At 42.6% G+C, this 22,389-nt stretch carries 8 protein-coding genes; all 8 read left to right on the forward strand.

Translation table 11 applies throughout. The features are described from left to right. Positions 1-117: 117 nt before the first annotated feature. The 8 genes from H6G79_RS09435 (at position 118) to H6G79_RS09470 (ending at position 22,339) form a co-directional block, all read left to right on the forward strand. Positions 118-2,574 (forward strand): S-layer family protein, encoded by a 2,457-nt coding sequence (locus H6G79_RS09435; protein WP_190592900.1) that lies wholly within the window; start codon positions 118-120, stop codon positions 2,572-2,574. 65 nt (positions 2,575-2,639) lie between these two features. Continuing rightward, on the forward strand, positions 2,640-6,782 hold the full coding sequence (locus H6G79_RS09440; RefSeq protein WP_190592899.1) for a filamentous hemagglutinin N-terminal domain-containing protein: 4,143 nt from the start codon (positions 2,640-2,642) through the stop codon (positions 6,780-6,782). Between the two features lie 85 nt (positions 6,783-6,867). Further along, the gene (locus H6G79_RS09445; RefSeq protein ID WP_190592898.1) at positions 6,868-9,315 is read left to right on the forward strand and encodes an S-layer family protein; all 2,448 of its coding nucleotides are present in this window, start codon (positions 6,868-6,870) and stop codon (positions 9,313-9,315) included. 91 nt (positions 9,316-9,406) lie between these two features. Continuing rightward, entirely contained in the window at positions 9,407-11,854 is a 2,448-nt protein-coding gene (locus H6G79_RS09450; RefSeq protein ID WP_190592931.1) for an S-layer family protein, read from the forward strand. Positions 11,855-11,917: 63 nt separating this feature from the next. Beyond that, entirely contained in the window at positions 11,918-14,548 is a 2,631-nt protein-coding gene (locus H6G79_RS09455) for an S-layer family protein (protein ID WP_190592897.1), read from the forward strand. A gap of 65 nt (positions 14,549-14,613) precedes the next feature. Beyond that, positions 14,614-17,067 (forward strand): S-layer family protein, encoded by a 2,454-nt coding sequence (locus H6G79_RS09460; RefSeq protein ID WP_190592896.1) that lies wholly within the window; start codon positions 14,614-14,616, stop codon positions 17,065-17,067. 66 nt (positions 17,068-17,133) lie between these two features. Beyond that, complete coding sequence (locus H6G79_RS09465; RefSeq protein ID WP_190592895.1) at positions 17,134-19,578, forward strand: S-layer family protein; 2,445 nt, start codon at positions 17,134-17,136, stop codon at positions 19,576-19,578. A 262-nt stretch (positions 19,579-19,840) separates the two neighbouring features. Beyond that, positions 19,841-22,339 carry an S-layer family protein gene (locus H6G79_RS09470; protein ID WP_190592894.1) on the forward strand — a complete coding sequence of 833 codons (2,499 nt, stop codon included), beginning with the start codon at positions 19,841-19,843 and terminating at the stop codon, positions 22,337-22,339. Positions 22,340-22,389: the final 50 nt, after the last annotated feature.

The raw sequence follows: 22,389 nt of genomic DNA on the forward strand, positions 1-22,389 counted from the left end.
CCTTGTCTCTTTTGTTCATCTCTCAAATAGGACTGCTATATCTATATATCCATCAAGTGAATTGATCTGACTGCATTGGGAACAATAAACACGGAATCAAAAACAAGAACTGGGTTCATGACATTAGCTTTTGGTAGATTTGGCTTTCTCGGTGCAATCTGTATAGCTGCTGTTTATAACAGTAGTGTTCACGCCCAAGTAGTTTCCGATAACACTCTCAAGACGGATGTGAATGGTAATTACACCATCACTAATGGCACTCTTGTCGGCAATAATTTATTTCATAGCTTTAGCCAATTTTCCATACCTACAGGTGGCTCTGTTGTATTCAATAATCCCACTACTGTCCAAAATATCTTTGCTCGTGTTACAGGTGGTAGTGTATCGAATATCGATGGCACAATCAGCACCCAAGGTAGTGCTAATTTATTCTTGCTAAATCCAGCCGGGATTGTATTTGGAGCTAATGCTAAGTTAAGCATCAGTGGTTCTTTTGTCGGCACAACTGCCGATAGCATAGTATTTGCCGATGGGTTGAAGTTTAGCGCCACAAATACCACATCGCCAGCTTTATTAACGATGAGTGTCCCTGTTGGTTTGCAACTTGGTAGTAATCCAGGAGCGATTACCGTTCAAGGAGCCGGACACAATGCCAATTTTCTTGCATCATCTTCAATATCTGGACTCAATATTGGCACCAGAGGATTACAAGTACAATCTGGCAAAACCCTAGCATTAGTGGGTGGGAATATTGCCTTGGATGGCGGTTTACTTTCTGCACCGGGAGGAAAAATAGAATTGGGTAGCATCAGTAACGCTAACGTTACTCTCAATTCCACTTCCCAAGGATTTACCCTGAGTTATCCCAACATAACGAGTTTTGGTGATATTACCCTTACCCAACGCGCTTTAGCATCTACACGCGATCTCAGCCGAGGAAATGGCGGCTCTGTAAACATTCAAGGGAAACAAGTAAGTATCCGTGATGGTTCTTTGGTGTTAGTCCAAAATCGAAGTAACCAAGCTGCTGGTGATATTGTTGTAAATGCTACAGAATCACTGAATATTAGCGGTAAATCCCCTAGGTTTATAAGTTCTAGCAGTTTAGTTAATGACACCGTATCTTCTGCGGCGGCGGGGCAGATCATCGTTAATACCCCGAAGTTAAATATTGATCAAGGCGGTTACATCTTAAACCGCACATTTAGTACCGGCTCTGGGGGTAACATTATCATCAATAGTGATGCAATAGATATCAATGGGTTTGCATCAGGCGATCCGCTTGCTTTTCGAGCCGTCAGTCAAATACTAGCTGCTTCTTTTGGTAAGGGAAAGGGCGGGGATATTGCTATTTCCACTCAAGATTTATCTGTTTCAGCCGGAGCTAATATAGCAGCTAGACCTTATTCTTCAGGTAAGGGCGGTGATCTAAATATCAAAGCAGATACAATCCAGGTATTAGGTGCAGGTGCGCCAAAAGGTAGTTATTTTACTTTAGTTTCGGCCGCTACCTTTGGGCCTGGTGATGCAGGCAATTTGAACATTGACACCCGTAAATTATCTGTTCAAGATGGTGGGAGAGTATCGGCTTCTAGCATAATTTTAGGCAATGCAGGTTCACTGACTATCAATGCCTCAGAATCAATTGATGTGAGTGGTATAAAACCTGGCGAAACCCCCAGTTATGTTGGTACTGCTGTTCTGCCTGTTGGTGCTTTTAGTATAATTTCCCGTGCCAATGCCGGCAACACTACTATTAACGCCCCCATTGTTAACGTTTCTGATGGTGCGACAATTTTTGTTCAAAATACTGGCTCTGGGACAGCAGGTAATCTGGAAATTAATGCAAACACCCTCACACTTAAAAATGGTGGAAACCTTTTAGCCTCGACAAAAGCAGGCGAAGGCGGAAACATTAACCTGCAACTGCGAGATTTATTACTAATGCGTGATGGTGGCTTTATTAGTGCAGAAGCCGGTGGTAGTGGCAATGGTGGCAATATTAGTATTAATGCACCAGTAATTGTAGGGCTAGAAAACAGTGACATTATTGCCAATGCCGTGCAAGGAAAGGGCGGTAATATTGCCATTACAACTCAAGGCATTATCGGTCTAAAATTCCGCGATACTCTGACTCCAAGAGAAGATTTAACCAATGATATTACAGCCAGTTCTGCGTTTAATTTGAATGGCACAGTGGAAATTAATAATGTTGGTGTTGATCCCAATTCGGGTTTAGTGGAATTACCCGGAAATGTCACTGATCCATCTCAGCAAATTGCTAGTGGTTGCAATGCTAATACTAGTAGTAGTTTTGTTGCCGTTGGCAGAGGTGGAATACCACAAAATCCGACACAAGGGTTGAATAGCGATCGCACCTGGTCAGACATCCGCGATATATCTGCATTCCATAAAACACAATCAGTACAAGCCCAAATGCCAAAATCACCAGAAGTACTGGTGCAAGCAACTGGCTGGCGACGTAACGCCCAAGGCAAAATTGAGCTTGTTGCAGCTAATACTAATTCACCGATACCATCAGCCTTAACCTGTGCAGCTGTAGCCGAAAATTAACTACTGTTAAAAAGATTATTGTCTGGGGAAAGATAAATATGGAATAGAACACAAGAAATAGATTAATGAAAATAACTATTGCTGGTTTGGGCTTAATTGGTGCAATTGTGACATCTGCTATTTGCAACAGTAGTGTAAACGCTCAGGTAACTCCTGATGGGACTCTCAACACTGCTGTAAGTGGGAGTAATCATTACAGCATCACCAATGGCACCCGTATCGGCAATAATTTATTTCATAGCTTCAGCCAATTCTCCGTTCCCAGTAATGGTTCCGCAGTCTTTAACAATGCCGCAGACATCCAAAATATATTTAGTCGTGTCACGGGCGGTCATGTTTCCTATATTGATGGTTTAATTCAAGCCAATGGTAGTGCCAACTTATTCTTACTCAACCCATCCGGGATGATTTTTGGGTCAAATGCCAGCTTAAATATTGGCGGTTCATTTATCGCTACAACAGCCAATAGTATAAAGTTTGCCGATGGTACAGAATTTAGTGCCACAAATCCCAGTAATACACCATTGTTAACCATGAGTGTACCAATTGGCTTACAAATGGGGCAGAATTCCGCACCGATTCGAGTCGAGAGTCATCTCACCACCGGACAAGATTTAACACTAGAAGCAGGTAGCCTAGACTTACAGGGAGAACTGGTAGCAGGGAGAGATTTAAGCCTCAAAGCCCAAGATACTGTGAAAATTAGGGATCATGCCACAACTCCATTTCTTGCCCAAGCAGGCAGAAACTTAACAATTCAAGGAAATCAAAACATTGATATCCTGGCATTGAATCATCCAGTAGCCGCCCTTCAAAGTGGGGGGAATTTGAGTTTGATCAGCAACGGGAATATTTCTGGAGATGCACATTTCCTGAGTGGTGGTAATCTCTCATTTGAGACTTTAGCAGGGACTCCAGGGAAGTTTGTGAGTTTGTTTGACCCGATAATTTATGCCAATGGGGATGTAGTGTTTGGTGATTACACAGGGGTGGCATTGAAGGTGGAAGCCACAGGGAGCATTGAGGGGGGTAATATTGTGATTACCGGCCCTGATGTGAGCGTTCCCAGCACTGACCCGGATTATCTGATACTCACAACTGAGCCGGCGGCGATTTTGCGGGCAGGGGTGGCATCAGTACCGACATCGAATTTGCCACAATTAGGCTTCACGACGGGGACAGTGGCAGGTTTGCCACCGGGAAGTATTAGGGTAAGCAGTATCAAGACATCAAATACAACAGGGGGAAATGGTGGTGCAATTACCCTGAATGCTGCTGGGGATATTGTCACAGGAAACTTAGATTCCTCGGCTTTGTTGTATTTTGGGAATAGTGGCAATGGTGGCGATATCAAGCTGTTCGCTAATGGCAATATCTCGATTAATGGCAATGTGAACTCATCTTCTCTTTCATTCCTTACAAGTGGGAGTGGCGGCGATATTACCCTCACTACCACTAACGGCAATCTTTCTGTCAATGGCGGTCTAGATTCATCAGTATTTGGACTCGATCAAGGAGGGAATGGCGGCGATATTACCCTCACTACCACTAACGGCAATCTTTCTGTCAATGGCGCATCTTCATCCCTGTTGACCTTTTATGGTACAAGTGGCAATGGCGGCAAGATAATTCTTTCCACGACCAATGGCAACCTCTCCAGCCAGCGCAGTTTATTGTCTTTTTCCAGCTCAATATTCGGGAAGAGTGGTAATGGCGGCGATATCGCCCTCACTGCAACCAATGGCAACCTCTCCAGCCAGGGCCGAATGGAATCAACGGCGAGGAATGGTAGCAATGGCGGCGATATCACTCTCACTGCAATCAATGGCAACCTCTCTAACCAAGCCGAGTTGTCATCCCTGTCCTACTCCTTAACGGGTAATAGTGGTAATGGCGGCGATATCACCCTGACAGCAATCAATGGCAACCTCTCTAACCAGAGCAATTTAAACTCATTCTCATACTCAGCAGTAGGGAATAGCGGTCAGGGTGGTGATATCGCCCTGACTGCACAAAACGGGGATATTTTGGGCAACGGCAGTAACTTGTATAGTTTTAGCGTTGCGCCCCAAGGAACTGCAAACAATGGTGGTTCTGTAAGATTAGATGCTCTAAACCAGATATCTGGATTGACAGTAGTAACAACATCTTCTGCTGCTGAGGCAGGGATGGTGTCGATTTTGGGACAGGGCGATTTGGCGATCGCTGATCTGGCCATCCAAACAAGTAAACCAATCACCATCAGAACCGCATTAACAGGCACAATCAACATTCCGGCTGATGGCAAAGGGCGATCAGGTGATGTCAACATTAGTAGTGCGGGGAACCTTACTCTAACTAACACCCTAATTGAAAGCGATACCAAAGGTAGGGACTCCGCCGGTAATGTCACCCTCACCAGTCCTGGTTTAACGACATTGAATAACAGTCAAATTTTCACCACTACAAAAAGTACTGGACAAGCTGGAGATGTCAATGTCACCACAAATCGCCTCTCCTTCCTCAATGGCAGTTCCATTAACTCCTCAACATCTGCCAGTGGCAATGCGGGAGATATTATATTTAATGTGCCTAACACTGTAGAACTTGACAATGGTAAAATCTCAGCTAATACAAGTGGTAGTGGCAAGGGTGGAGAAATTGCCCTGAATACAGGTACTTTACAACTCAACAATCAAAGTATCATCTCCAGCAACACCACAGGTATTGGTAATGCCGGTGCAATTGATGTCAAAGCTAACGCGATCGCACTTAATCAAAGCAACATTACTAGTCAATCCTTATCTGAAAGTGGCGATGCGGGAAATATCAAGCTTCAGGCAGCTAACACCGTAGAACTTAACAATGGTACAATCTCAGCTAGTACCAGTGGTAGTGGTAAGGGTGGTGAAATTGCACTCAATACAGGTAATTTACGACTCAACAATCAAAGTATTATATCCAGTAACACCACAGGTATTGGTAATGCAGGTGCAATCGATGTCATAGCTAAAGCGATCGCACTCAATCAAAGCAACATTACTAGTCAATCCTTATCTGAAAGTGGCGATGCGGGAAATATCAAGCTTCAGGCAACTAACACCGTAGAACTTAACAATGGTATAATCTCAGCCAGTACCAGTGGTAGTGGTAAGGGTGGTGAAATTACACTGGATACAGGCACTTTACAACTCAGCAATCAAAGTATCATCTCCAGTAACACCGCAGGTATTGGTAATGCAGGCGCAATTGATGTTAAAGCTTCGGCGATCGCACTCAATCAAAGCACCATTAGTAGTCAATCTTCGGGTAGTGGTGACAGTGGTACGGTGAAATTTAACACTGGGACTTTAGATTTGATTGACAATGCGATTGTTTCCACCGCCTCATCCCAATCAGGAAAAGCGGGTAACTTAAATATTACCGCAGGCGATCGCATTAACTTGCAAACTGGCGCACAAATTACCAGTCGCAGTACCGGAACTGGTAATGGTGGGACGGTTGAGATTACCGGGCGATCATTGATTCTCAAGGAAAATGCTCAAATCAACGCCTCTACAGTCTCTAGTGATGGCGGTAACTTAGTGTTAAATCTGTCTGAATTGTTGCGAGTGAGCGATCGCAGTCTCCTCAACGCCGAAGCTGGCACTACAGGCAATGGTGGTAACATTACTATCAATACCCCCTTGATCATCGGCACTGGTAATAGTGATATTATTGCCAACGCTGTCCGTGGTCGTGGTGGGAACATTAACATTACTACTCAAGGTATATTTGGGCTAAAATTCCGTAATCAACTCACTCCAGAAAACGACATCAGCGCCAGTTCGCAATTTGGTGTGAACGGTACAGTCGATATTAACAATGTCAGTGTTGATCCCAATTCTGGTTTAGTGGAATTACCTGCAAATATTACTGACTCATCGCAGCAAATTGCTAGTGGTTGTGCAGATACCAGTGGTAGTAGTTTTGTCGCCACAGGTAGAGGTGGCATACCGCAAAATCCCACACAGCAGATTTGGGGCGATCGCACTTGGTCTGATACTCGTGACATCTCTGCATTTCACAAAACACAACCTGCACAAGCCCAAATACCAAAACCACCACAGCCTCTTGTCCAAGCTACCTCTTGGCGACGTAATGCCCAAGGCAAAATTGAATTAATTGCTGATCAATCTCCTAGTCAGGGACAAACCGCATTAACCTGTGCAGCAATACCTCAAAATTAATTTACTTAAAAGACTCAATGTTAGATAAGCTACAAAAAAGGGAAGAATTTATACAGAATAAAATACAAGATTAAAATATATTCTCATGAAATTAGCTTTTATTGGGTTTGCCGTTGTTGGTGCGATCGGCATCTCTACCGTTTGCGCTCGTGGTGTTCAGGCACAAGTCACTCCTGATGGGACTCTCAATACTGCTGTGAGTGGGAGTAATCATTACAGCATCACTAATGGCGCTCGTGTCGGTAATAATTTATTTCATAGCTTCAGCCAATTCTCAGTTCCCAGTAATGGTTCCGCAGTCTTTAACAATGCCGCAGATATCCAAAATATATTTAGCCGTGTCACAGGCGGTAATGTTTCCTATATTGATGGTTTAATTCAAGCCAATGGTAGTGCCAACTTATTTTTACTCAACCCATCTGGGATTATTTTTGGCAAAAATGCCAGCTTAAATATTGGTGGTTCCTTCATCGGAACTACGGCTAATAGTATTAAATTTGCTGATGGGTCAGAGTTTAGTGCTGTGGATACTACCGCTAAACCATTATTAACCATGACTGTACCCATTGGGTTGCAAATGGGTAATCATCCCGTATCGATACAAGTCCAAGGGACAGGACATAGCTTAGATGCAACCGATAGTTTTTCCCCTGTAATTCCCAATTCTAGCTCCACAAAATTACAAGTACAGTCAGGAAAAACCTTAGCGTTAGTAGGTGGAAATATCAGTTTGAATGGTGCGACTCTGAGTGCAGCAAAAGGTCAAATAGAACTAGGGAGTCTGGGAGGAGCAGGGGTAGTGAGTTTAGTACCGATTACACAGGGTTATAAATTGAAGTATGAACAGGGACAAAGTTTTGCTGATATTCAACTAGTGCAGAAGTCACTATTAGATGTGAGTGGGTTTAACTCCGGTGCAGTTCAACTCCAGGGAAGAAATATCAAATTTACCGATGGTTCGTTGATTTTGTCCCAGAATTACGGCAATCTTCCTAGTGGAGATATTAACTTACAAGCATCAGCAGCGATCGCACTTATTGGTACCACACCTGATGCAAAAATTCCCAGTTGGATTCGTGCTGATGCTTTGGGAACTGGAGATAGTGCAAATATCAGTATTATTAGTCCCCGTTTAACGCTCCAAGAAGGTTCAGGAATCAGTAATTTAACTTATGGAACAGCTAAGGGTGGTAACACCCAGATTCAAGCAGGAGATATAGAGTTATCAGGTTTTTCACCCCTGAATCCCACGGGAGTCACAGCCATTACCACTGGCACTTTTGGAAAAGGAGCGGCTGGAGATATCGTGGTGAATGGGAATAATTTACTAATGTCTGGCGGAGCATCCTTAGTATCAATAACATTTGGTAGTGGCTCCACTGGTAAGGTCATAATTCGCAACAAAAATACCACCGTCATGGGTGAAAATCCCTTTGGAGTGTATAGCAATATGAGTATCACTACCTTTGCTAATGGCAATGCCAAAGATTTGAGATTAGATACTGGAAACTTGCAAGTATTAAATGGGGGAGTAATTGGTTCATCTGCGTTATTTGTTGGTAATGGCGGTAACGTCCAAATCAATGCTAGTGAGGCGATCGCCATTAGTGGTCGTGGTAGTGCTAATAACAGTAATATCAATTCTTCTGCTGTGCGTTTAAGTCCACAATTAAGCCAATTGTTTGGTTTGCCAGATATACTCACAGCGAATGCCGGTAGTCTCAGTATTACCACACCAAAACTCACACTCACCGACGGCGGAACAGTCACAGTTACTAGTCAAGGTACTGGGAATGCCGGAAATCTGCAAATTATTGCCGATCAGATCCAGTTGAAAAATCAAGCTTTAATTCAAGCGCAAACAGAATCAGGTAATGGTGGTGATATTAGCCTGCAAGTAAAAGATGTGTTACTGATGCGCGATCAGAGCCAAATTACAACCACCGCAGGTAGTAAAGGCAATGGCGGTAATATTACCATTAATTCACCTATCATTGTCGGCTTAGAAAACAGCGATATCACTGCTAATGCTTTCCAAGGTAAAGGCGGTAATATTAACATCACCACTCAAGGAATTATTGGTTTAGAATACAGTTCCCAACTGACAGCAGAAAACAATATCACCGCCAGTTCCGAGTTTGGGGTGAATGGTACGGTACAAGTAAATAATGTTGGTATTGACCCCAACTCTGGTTTAGTGGAATTACCAGCAAATGTGAGTGATTCATCACAGCAAATAGCAAGTGGTTGTTCTAATACGAATGGTAGTAGTTTTGTCGCTACGGGTAGGGGTGGAATACCACAAAATCCGACGCAACAACTTTGGGGCGATCGCACCTGGTCTGATGTGCGTGACATCTCTGCATTCCACACCACAAAACCCGCACAAGCCCAAATCTCTAAATTTCCAGAAACACTTGTGCAAGCGACTGGCTGGCGACGTAACACCAACGGCAAAATTGAATTAATTGCCGATATATCTTCTGTAAATTTAGCACCATCATTAACTTGTGCTGCTGTTCATAAAAGCTGAAAAAACTCACCATAAAATTACACAGCCACCCAAATAGCAAAATTTATCTTGGGAAGACTAGACACAAGGTAGATAATTACAACTTTGGATGATGAAAGTAACTTTTGCTAACTTTGGTTTAATTGGTGCAGTCTACATCTTGGGTATTGGTAACAGCCATGTTCAGGCACAAGTGACACCCGATAGTACTCTCGGCACTGCTGTGTCTGGAAGTAGTAGTTACAACATTACTGGCGGCACTAGGGTCGGCAATAATTTATTTCATAGTTTCAGTCAATTCTCTATTCCTAGTAATGGCTTTGCATCATTTGATAATGCAACTGATATTCAAAACATTTTTAGTCGAGTGACTGGTGGTAATATTTCCAATATAGATGGTCGAATAAGTGCCAATGGTAGTGCTAACTTATTCTTACTCAACCCAGCCGGGATTATTTTTGGTAAAAATGCCAGCTTAAATATTGGTGGTTCATTTGTAGCGACAACAGCCAATAGTATTAAATTTGCTGATGGGTCAGAATTTAGTGCTGTGGATACTGCTGCTAAATCATTATTAACAATGAATGTCCCCATTGGTTTGCAAATGGGGCAGAATCCTGCATCGATACAACTCCAAGGTACAGGACATAGCTTAGATATAACCAATAGTTTTTCCCCTGTAATTCCCAATCCTAGCTTGACAAAATTACAAGTACAGCCAGGAAAAACCTTAGCATTGGTGGGTGGAAATATCAGTTTAGATGGTGCGACTCTGAATGCAGCAAAAGGTCAAATAGAACTAGGTAGTCTGGGAGGAGCAGGAGTAGTGAGTTTAGTACCAATTACACAGGGTTATAAATTGAAGTATGAACAGGGACAAAGTTTTGCTGATATTCAACTAGTGCAGAAGTCACTATTAGATGTGAGTGGGTTTAACTCCGGTGCAGTTCAACTCCAGGGAAGAAATATCAAATTTACCGATGGTTCGTTGATTTTGTCCCAGAATTACGGCAATCTGGCGGCGGGTGAAATTAATTTGCAAGCATCAGAAGCGATCGCTATTATTGGCACCACACCCGATGTAAAAATTCGCAGTGGTATTCGTGCGGAATCTTTGAGAACTGGATCTAGTGCCAATATCAATATAATTGCCCCCCGTTTGACGCTCCAAGAAGGTTCAGGAATAGGTACTTTAACTTTTGGAACAGCTAAGGGTGGTAACATCCAGATTCAAGCAGGAGATATAGAATTATCAGGTTTTTCACCCCTCAATCCCACTGGAGTCACAGCCATTAACACTAGCACTTTTGGAAAAGGATCTGCGGGAGATATCTCGGTTAATGGGAATAATTTATTAGTCTCTGGAGGATCTCCATTATCGTCGGTATCATTTGGTAGCGGTTCTACTGGTCAGATTATGATTCGTAATCAAAATACCAGCGTCATTGGTGAGAATCCTTTTGGGCTTGCTAGTTTTATTGGTATGACTGCCTTTGCTAACGGCAATTCCCAAGATTTGAGATTAGATACTAGAAACTTGCAAATATTAAATGGTGGAGTAATTGGTTCATCTGCGTTATTTGTTGGTAATGGTGGCAATGTCCAAATCACTGCTAGTGAGTTGATCGCCATTAGTGGTCGTGGTATTAGTTATAATAGTAACATTCGCTCTGCTGTTGTGCGTTTAAGTCCGCAAATACGTCAATTGTTCGGTTTGCCAGATATCCTCACAGCAAATGCAGGGAGTGTGAGTATTACGACACCAAAACTCACACTTACAGATGGTGGAACAGTCACAGTTACTAGTCAAGGTACTGGGAATGCGGGAAATCTGAAAATTACTGCCGATCAGATCCAGTTGAAAAATCAAGCTTTGATTCAGGCGCAAACAGAATCGGGTAATGGTGGTGATATCAGTTTGCAAGTAGGAGATGTACTACTGATGCGCGATCGCAGTAAAATTACAACCACCGCAGGCAGTACAGGTAATGGCGGTAATATTACCATTAATTCACCTATCATTGTCGGCTTAGAAAATAGCGATATCACTGCTAATGCTTTTCAAGGTAAAGGCGGTAATATTAACATCACCACTCAAGGAATTATTGGTTTAGAATACAGTTCCCAACTGACAGCAGAAAACAATATCACCGCCAGTTCCGAGTTTGGGGTAAATGGTACGGTACAAGTAAATAATGTTGGTATTGACCCCAACTCTGGTTTAGTGGAATTACCAGCAAATGTGAGTGATTCATCACAGCAAATAGCAAGTGGTTGTTCTAATACGAATGGTAGTAGTTTTGTCGCTACGGGTAGGGGTGGAATACCACAAAATCCGACGCAACAACTTTGGAGCGATCGCACCTGGTCAGATACTCGTGATATCTCTGCACTCCACACCACACAACCAACACAAGCCCAAATATCAAAGTCTCCAGAAGTATTAGTGCAAGCGACTGGCTGGCGACGTAACGCCCAAGGCAAAATTGAGCTTGTTGCAGCTAATACTAATTCACCGATACCATCAGCCTTAACCTGTGCTGCTGTTGCCAAAAATTAATTCCCGTTACAAAACTTACCCAACTGGGAACAATATATACGTAATAAACACAAAAACTGACTAATGAAAGTAAATTTTGCTGGGTTTGGTTTGCTGAGTGTCTTTTGCATATCCGTTGTTTATAACAATAGTGTTCACGCCCAAGTAACTCCTGATGGGACTCTCAACACAGATGTTAATAGTTACAGCATTACAAAAGGCACTCGCATCGGCAACAATTTATTTCATAGCTTTAGTCAGTTCTCTATCCCTACAGGTGTCTCCGTATCATTCGGTAATGATCCTACTGTAGAAAATATTTTTAGCCGGGTGACTGGTGGTCAGGTTTCCCATATTGATGGTCGAATCAGTGCCAATGGTAATGCCAACTTATTTTTACTCAACCCTGCCGGGATTATTTTTGGCAAAAATGCCAGTTTGAGAATAGGTGGTTCTTTTGTCGGTACAACTGCCAATGGGATTAAATTTGATGATGGTAATGTGTTCAGCACTGACATAACTCAATCCCCTTTGTTAACCATGAAGATACCGATTGGTTTGCAACTGGGAAGTGATGCCGGATCTGTCCAAGTTCAAGGAACACTACAAGTTCCTACTGGCAAAACTTTGGCTTTGGTTGGTAGTCAAATTGACATGACACAAGCCACCCTGAGAGCCGCAGATGGTCGGGTGGAGTTGTGGGCGGTCAGAAATGCTGACATCAAGATGGACAATCAAACAGGATGGCAATTAGGGAGTTCTGCGGCTGCGGCTGACTGGGGTACAATTACTTTGCAGCAAGGCTCATTGATTAATGTTAATGGCACTAACGGCGGTGCAATCCAAATTCAAGGGCGGGGATTAACGGTTAAAGAAAACTCAAATATTACTTCTGTTACCCAGTCTGGAGTCGGAAAAGGTATTGTTGTCAAAACCACGGAATTTATTAATTTGTTGGGAGCTTCAAGCCCCAGACCTATTTTCAATCCAGGAATTGGAACTTCGGTAGGGGCTGTATTCGGGCCACCAGCCACCGGGCGAGCCGGAGATGTATTAATTGAAACTGGCAAGCTATACATGAATAATGGAGCTTGGTTGCAATCTACCACCTTTGGTAGCAACTCCAGAACCGGAAATTTGACTATTCGAGCCTCAGATGTAGAAGTAATCGGGGCTAATCCTCTGCCGAATGCGGCTGGTATTTTTGTGCCTACCGATATTACTACCTTGATTATGGCGGGAACAAACAATCAAGGTGGCGATATTATCATTGAAACCAATCGCTTGCGTACTGTTGATGGTGGATTGATCAGTGGCAGTATATTTAACTTGCGGCAAACTCTGGGCTTGAATAATCTCATTGCTACCGGGAATGGTGGTAATGTCTCTATCCGCGCTAATGAGAGTTTTGAAATTTCTGGAGGAACACCCAGTGGTTTGCGCTCTGGAGTAACCACCGCGCTTCAACCTTCTGGGGGAGGTCAGGCTGGAGACATTACAATTACGGCTGGAAGATTACAACTCAGCAACGGGGGAATTATTAGCAGTGCCGCAGCTGGAAATGGGACATCGGGAGATATTAATATTCAAGCTACAGAAGTAATTGTCAGTGAACCAGTATTGGATCAATTGAGTCAACTAGCCAGTGGCATTACGGTTTCTGTGGGTAAGAATGTCATAGGTACTGGTGGGACAATTAACTTGACCGCAGATCGTCTCCAAGTTTCCAAAGGTGGACAGATTACCGCTTCTACTCAAGGGCGGGGAAATGCAGGTAATATTAACCTACAAGTGAAAGAGATTGATGTCCAAGGAATTTCCCCCACCACAGTTAACGGTAATTACCTGTATAGTGCGATCGCCGCATCTTCAACAACTAACTCTGCGGCGGGGTCAATTAATATCAAATCTGATACGGTAAATGTTCGCAATGATGGAGAAATAACCGTCAGTAATATAGGTAATGGTGATGCTGGTAATCTGAATATTTCCGCCAACAGAATTTTCCTTAAGAATGGCGCAAGTCTGCGTTCCGAAGTAAATGAAGGCGATCAAGGTAATATCCAACTTCAGGCCAATGAAGTCCTGTTATTACGCCAGGGCAGTAATATTACTACCAATGCTCGCGGCCTGTCTACAGGAGGTAACATCAATATCAATGCAGGCTTGATTGTGACTGTACCAAAAGAAAACAGCGATATTTCCGCTAACGCTGTCTTGGGAAGTGGTGGCAATATTCAAATCACTACTGGCGGTATCTTGGGACTAAAATTTAGTGATCAGCTAACTCTCGACAGCGATATTACCGCCAGTTCCCAATTTGGAGTAAACGGCACAGTTGAAGTTAGTAGTATTGGCGTTGATCCCAACTCTGGGTTAGTGAAATTACCGGGAAACGTCACTGATCAATCGCAGCTAATAGCAAGTAGTTGTAATAATACCAATGGTAGTAGTTTTGTCGCCACAGGCAGAGGTGGCATACCGCAAAATCCGACACAGGATATTAGGAGCGATCGCACTTGGTCTGATGTCCGCGATATCTCTGCATTCCACACCACAAAACCAGCACAAGCACAAATACCAAAATCCTCAGAAGTTCTAGTAGAAGCCACTGGCTGGCGACGTAACGCCCTAGGCAAAATTGAGTTATTTGCCTATCAATCTCCTAGTCAGGTGCAAGTAGGCTTAACCTGTGCTGCTGTAGCTGAAAACTAATAAATGTTATAAACTATACTAATTTGGGAACAATTAATACGTAACAAAAAATCAGAAATCGGTGAATGAAATTAACATTTGTTGGGTTTGGTGTTCTGAGTGCAATCTGCATATCTGCTATTGACAACAATAGTGTTCACGCCCAAGTAACTCAAGATAACACCCTAAATACCTTGGTGACTGGCAGTAATAATTACACTATCACCAATGGCACTCGTATCGGTAACAATTTATTTCATAGTTTCAGTGAATTTTCTGTACCTACAGGTGGTTCAGCATCATTTGATCATGCTACCGATATTCAAAATATATTTGGTCGAGTGACTGGTGGTAATATTTCCAACATAGATGGTTCTATTAGTGCCAATGGTAGTGCCAACTTATTCTTACTCAACCCTGCCGGGATTATTTTTGGTAAGAATGCCAGCTTAAATATTGGTGGTTCATTTGTCGCAACTACAGCCAATAGCATCAAATTTGCCGATGGCACAGAATTTAGTGCGGTGCAAGGTGCAGATAAACCTTTGCTGACAATGAGTGTACCCGTGGGTTTGCAAATGGGTCAAAATTCCGGGGGGATTACTGTCGAGGGTTTAGGGCATCGGATAACTGGTGATGTTTTTACACCTTTAGATCGCACTCAGAATCCTACAGGTTTACAAGTTAAGGCAGGCAATACCTTAGCACTAATAGGTAATGAGGTGAATTTCTCAGGTGGTATTGTGGCAATCAATGGAGGTGGACATCTAGAACTAGGGAGTGTGGAACAGGGTAAAGTCAGGCTCAATCCTACTCGGACAGGATGGGTAGGAGATTACTCCCAAGTTGAGAAATTTAATAATATCCATCTAGGGCAACAATCTCTGCTAGATGCTAGTGGTAGCAATGGCTCAATTCAAATCCAAGGAAAAAACATCAACTTGAGCGCAGGCTCGGCTGTCGTGCTGCAAAACTTGGGGGAACAATCACAAGGAATTACTGTCCACGCCACAGAGTCTTTGAGTTTAACAGGTAATACTTCAGACCAAAGACTAGGCAGCATAATCAAAATTGAGAATTTGGGAACAGGTTCATCCGGAGATATTTTGATTGGAGCTAATCAACTTTCCCTGGCAGATGGGGGGCAAATTTGGCATTCGATCTTTACCAAAGCAGTTAGTGGGAATATTACTTTCAATGTTGAAGGCTTGATGGACTTGAATGGCTTTGTCCCTGGTAATCCGTCTATCCCCTCTTCGATTGTCACAATCACCACTAGCTCTAGTAATGCAGGTGATATTCTTGTTTCTACCACTAACCTCAGAATAGGGAATGGGGGTAGTATTGGTTCTTCTAGTGTAGCGTCTGGACAAACTGGAAAAGTACAGGTCAATACCAAAGACCTGATCGAAATTGCTGGCAATCACCCTATTTCAAAATTACCCAGCTCAATTACTTCGTCAACGCTTTTTATGGGTAATGCAAATAACACCGTGGTCAACACATCCAGATTAATTATTCGAGACGGAGGATTTCTCGGATCTAGCACTCTCGGTCAGGGTTCAGCAGCAAGTGTGACGATTAATGCTTCAGATTTTATCGAGGTGAGTGGTCGCGCACCTGGATCAATCACATCGAGTCGCATTGCTTCCACCTCGGAAATTCTCGACCCTGTTTTTCAAGCCATTTATGGGCTACCAGCCATTCCCACTGGTGATGCAGGTGCTTTGACGATTAACACCCCATCATTACGGGTTAAGGATGGCGCATTAGTCACGGTGAAAAATGATGGCCCAGGTAAAGCTGGAGATATACAAATTAACGCCAACTCAATTTTTCTCAACAACCAAGGTAGTATCTCAGCCTCAACCGCCTCTGGTAACGGGGGAAATATTCACTTGAATCTGCAAGATTACCTGCTGATGCGGCACGATAGCTTAATTTCTGCCAATTCTGCGGGGACAGGTAATGGTGGTAATTTGTCGATTAACTCACCTGTGATTATTGGGTTAGAAAATAGTGATATTATCGCCAATGCAGTGCAAGGTCGTGGTGGCAATATTAACATCACTACTCAGGGAATTATCGGCTTAGAATATCGTCCCGGACTCACATCAGAAAACGACATCACTGCAAGTTCTCAATTTGGTGTTAATGGCACAGTGGAAATTAAAAATGTTGGTGTTAATCCCAATTCTGTGCTAGTAGAATTACCTACAAATATCACTGATCCTTCCCAAAAAATTGCTAGTGGTTGTAATGCCAATACTGGTAGTAGTTTTGTTGCTACAGGTAGGGGTGGTGTACCGCAAAATCCGATGCAAGAAGTGAGGAGCGATCGCCCTTGGTCAGACACCCGCAATCTGACTGCATTCCATCAAACACAACCAGCACAAGCCCAAACACCAAAATCACCAGAAACACTTGTCCAAGCCACTTCTTGGCGACGTAATGCCCAAGGCAAAATTGAATTAATTGCTGCTAAATCTTCTTCGCAGATAAAATCAGCCTTAACCTGTGCATCTGTAGCCGAAAATTAATTACCGTTACAAAACTGACTCTATTGGGAACAATAAATTGCAGAATCAGAAACAAGAACTGGATCAATGAAATTAACTTTTGTCGGGTTTGGTGTGCTAAGTGTAATCAGCTTATTTGCTGTTTATAACAATAGTGTTCACGCACAAGTAACTCCCGATAACACCCTCAAAACGCTTGTAGAAAGTAGTGGCAATAGTTACAGTATCAAGGATGGCACTCGTGTAGGCAACAATTTATTTCATAGCTTTAGTCAATTCTCTATCCCGACAAATGGTTCTGCATCATTTAATAATGACGCTGATATTCAGAATATTTTTAGTCGGGTAACTGGTGGTAATGTTTCCAATATAGATGGTAAAATTATTGCCAATGGTAGTGCCAACTTATTTTTAATTAACCCAGCCGGGATTATTTTTGGGGCAAATGCCAGCTTAAATATTGGTGGTTCATTTGTAGCAACAACAGCTAACAGTATTAAATTTGCTGATGGGCAAGAGTTTAGTGCTGTGGATACTGCCGCTAAACCATTATTAACAATGACTGTACCCATTGGGTTGCAAATGGGTAATTATCCCGCACCAATACAAGTCCAAGGTACAGGACATAGCCTAAATAGTCTTAATACTTTTTCTCCTGTAATTTCCAATTCTAGCTCTACAAAATTACAAGTGCCGTCAGGAAAAACTTTGGCATTAGTGGGTGGAAATATCAGTTTGGATGGTGCGACTCTGAGCGCGGCAAAAGGTCAAATAGAATTAGGGAGTCTGGAAGGAGCAGGATTAGTTAGTTTAGTACCAATCACCCAAGGCTATAAGTTGGAGTATGAGCAAGGACAAAGTTTTGCTGATATTCAACTAGCGCAGAAGTCACTATTAGATGTGAGTGGGTTTAACTCCGGTGCAGTTCAACTCCGGGGAAGAAATATAAAATTTACCGATGGTTCGTTGATTTTCTCGCAGAATTATGGCAATCTGGCGGCGGGGGAAATTAATTTGCAAGCATCAGAAGCGATCGCCATTATTGGCACTACACCCGATGCTAAAATTCGTAGTTGGATTCGTGCGGAAGCTTTGGGAACTGGATCTAGTGCCAATATCAGCGTTATTACTCCCCGCTTGATCATGCAAGAAGGTTCAGGAATTAATGCTTTAACCTATGGAACTGCTCACGGTGGTAACATTCAGATTCAAGCCGCAGATATAGAAGTATCAGGTTTTTCACCCCTCAATCCCACTGGTGTAACCTCCATTGCTACTAGTACTTATGGAAAAGGAGCGGCTGGAGATATCGTAGTGAATGGGAATAATTTACTCATCTCTGGGGGAGGTTCATTATCATCAGTGACATTTGGTAGTGGCTCTAGTGGTCAGGTGATAGTTCACAATCAAAATACCACCGTCATGGGTGAAAACCCTTTTGGACTATACAGCAACATTAGTATTACTTCATTTGCCAATGGAAATGCCAAAGATTTAATCTTAAATACAGGGACTTTGCAAATACTCAATGGTGGCACTATTGGTTCATCTGCATTCTTTATCGGTAATGGCGGTAATGTCCAAATCAATGCTAGTGAAGCGATCGCCATTAGTGGTAGCAGTAGTAATAATAACAGTAATATCAATTCTTCGGTTGTGCGTTTAAGTCCACAATTACGTCAATTGTTTAAGTTGCCAAATATACTATCAGCAAATGCAGGTAGTGTGAGTATCACTACACCAAAACTCACACTCACCGACGGCGGAACAGTCACAGTTACTAGTCAAGGTACAGGGAATGCCGGAAATCTGCAAATTATTGCTGATCAGATCCAATTGAAAAATCAAGCTTTAATTCAGGCGCAAACAGAATCGGGTAATGGTGGTGATATCAGTTTGCAAGTAGGAGATGTGCTACTAATGCGCGATCGCAGTAAAATTACAACCACCGCAGGCAGTACGGGTAATGGCGGTAATATTACCATTAATTCACCTACTATTGTCGGCTTAGAAAACAGCGATATCACTGCCAATGCTGTGCGAGGTAAAGGCGGTAATATTAACATCTCCACTCAGGGAATTATTGGTTTAGAATACCGTTCCCAACTGACACCAGAAAATGACATCACCGCCAGTTCCGAGTTTGGGGTGAATGGGACAGTGGAAATTAATAACATTGGTGTTGACCCCAATTCTGGTTTAGTCGAATTACCAGCTAATGTCACCGATCCTTCTCAACAAATTGCCAGTGGTTGTTTTGCGAATACTGGTAGTAGTTTTGTCGCTACAGGAAGGGGTGGTGTGCCGCAAAATCCCACAGAGGAATTGAGTAGCGATCGCACTTGGTCAGACACTCGTGACATCTCTGCATTCCACACCACAAAACCAGCACAAGCCCAAACACCAAAATCACCCACAACACTTGTGCAAGCAACTGGCTGGCGACGTAACGCCCAAGGCAAAATTGAGTTAGTTGCTATTCACAGTGGCTATACACAACCGGATTTAACTTGTGCTGCCGTAGCCAACTAATCACTTTGGTTGCTCAGAATGCTAAAGTCAAAACAAGCGGAGGTTTTGTCATGGCTCAAGTCCAAATTCTCAGTAATCATCCCGTATGCTCGCGTTTTAATGTTAAAAATAGTTCTCCTTACACTTCAAAAAAATAGCCATTGTAATACCAAATTCTTTGCTAGATAGTCATTATCACTGCTGTTAAGAAAAATTAAGTTTAGTTATTAATTATACTGTCATGGGAATTATAGATTCATGCGACAAAGTTTAGGTTTTGGGTATGAGATTAATCTATGGAAGTACAAGCCACTATCAACAGTGGCTTTTAGCTGCATTCACAACGGCGATCGCAACATCAGGTCTATCAACACCAACCTTGGCTCAGGTCATACAAGATAACACAACTCATACCAGTGTCAGCATTAATGGCAATGACTATACTATTACCGATGGCATAAATAAAGGTAATAATTTATTCCACAGTTTTAGTAACTTTTCTGTAGAAACAGGTAAAACAGCCACCTTTGATTTAAAGAATACTCCAGATATTACAACGATATTTAGCCGTGTAACGGGTGGAAATATTTCTCATATTAATGGGATGATTAGCACGCTCAATAGCAGTAACCCCGTCAGTTTATTTTTAATGAATCCCAACGGGATTATCTTTGGGGAGAAAGCTTCGTTAAATATTAGTGGTTCCTTTGTGGCGACGACTGCCAACAGTATCAAATTTGCTGATGGCATAGAATTCAGTGCTGTGAATGCTTCGGGTACTCCTTTGCTGACTATGAGTGTACCTGTGGGTTTGCAGATGGGAAGCAACCCTGGTGCAATTACTGTCCAGAACACTGGGCATCAGTTGGCATTTCCGATTCACCCCTTAGTCTCTTCTCCAGATCGCAGCAACAATCCTGAAGGGTTAAATGTTAATGGGAATAATTTGGCATTAATCGGGGGAGAAATTGCCTTAGATGGGGGAGTTTTAAATGCACCATCAGGACATATTGAACTTGGGAGCGCCAGTAATGGGATAGTTAATTTAAACATCGCCTCTCCAATTTGGAGGTTTGACTATAGTAATATTCAGCAATTTGGTGATATTCAGCTATCTCATCAATCTCTAGCAGATGCAAGTGGTACTCCTGCGGGTTCTATTGGGTTCGTCGGACAAAATATTAGTTTGAATGATGCTTCTGCTGCTTTATTAGTAAATGAAGGAAGTGGCAATTCAGGCAATATCAATATTAATGCGAGTGGAGCTTTAACGCTTCGAGGAATCGGCACTATAGGATTTCCCCAAAGTCTATTGCGTGCTGATAATTTCAGTGGCGGCAGTGGAGGTAATATTATAGTTTCAGCTTCGCAAGTATTCCTTCAAAATGGCGGATCTCTGCATGGCATTAATTTTGCTGAAGGTTCGGGAAGTAATATTTTTGTAGAAACTCAGGATTTAATTCAAATAACTGGAATATCACCAGTAAGCGGATTTGCTAGTTCCTTGAATACCATCACTAGAGGTTCTGGGAAAAGTGGCGATATTCAAGTACTTACCAAAAAATTGCAAGTTTTAGATGGCGCTGTCATTGGTAGTTCGCCTTGGTCAAATGGTATAGGAGGGGACATCACCATTAATGCAGCTGATTTTATCGAAGTAGCCGGAGAAAATTCACAAAACTTGGCTGATAGTGTCATCGTAGTAGGCACATTCGACGAAGGCAATTCAGGTTCATTAACTATCACAACTTCTCAACTGAGGGTACGAGATGGCGGAGGGATAGTTGTCTCGACTGTCAATCAAGGAAATGCTGGTGATTTAGTGATTAATGCCTCAGACAAAGTTGAGGTGAGTGGGGTGGGTAGTATTTCTGGTCTTCCTAGCCGCGTTGGTGTGAGGGCAGAATTACTTGCACCACCAATTCGGCAATTATTTGGATTACCGGATGTGATTACAGGTGATATCGGTAAACTCACCCTCAACACCAACCTCTTACAAATCACAAATCAGGCAATTGTAGGAGTTGATCATCAAGGGATTGGAGATGCGGGACAACTAGAAATTAATGCAAATTCTATCCGACTGGACAATGGTGGTAGCATTACAGCCGCTACAGTTCAAGGTGAAGGCGGGAATATTTTGATTAATTCCAACGATCTAGTTTTGCGTCATGGTAGTTCAATTGTGACTAATGCAGGTGGTATTGGTAATGGGGGCAATATAACGATTAACTCGGACGTGATTCTTGGCTTAGAAAACAGTGATATTGTTGCCAATGCAGTTCAAGGCAATGGGGGAAATATTAGCATTACCACTCAAGGAATTTTTGGTTTGAAATACCGTAACGAACTCACTAGTGAAAGTGACATTACTGCTAGTTCGCAATTTGGCTTAAACGGAACAGTAGATGTTCATCAATTTGGTGTTGATCCCAACTCTGGTTTAGTAGAATTACCAGAAAATATTACAGATTCATCAAAACAAATTGCCAGTGGTTGTGATGCCAATACTGGTAGTAGTTTTGTCGCCACAGGAAGGGGTGGTGTGCCACAAAATCCGATGCAGCAAGTTTGGAGCGATCGCACTTGGTTAGATATCCGCGACATCTCTGCATTCAATACCAAAAAAACATCACCAGTCCAAACACCAAAATCACCCGCAACACTTGTCCAAGCAACTGGCTGGCGACGTAATCCCCAAGGCAAAATTGAATTAATTGCCGCTAAATCACCTCCGCAGATACCACCAACCTTAACCTGTGCTGCTACACCTCAAAATTAATTACTGTTACAAAATTTACTAGATGGGGAACTATAGACACATAATAAAAA

Source organism: Anabaena sp. FACHB-83 (assembly GCF_014697485.1).
Classification (GTDB): Bacteria; Cyanobacteriota; Cyanobacteriia; order Cyanobacteriales; family Nostocaceae; genus Nostoc_B.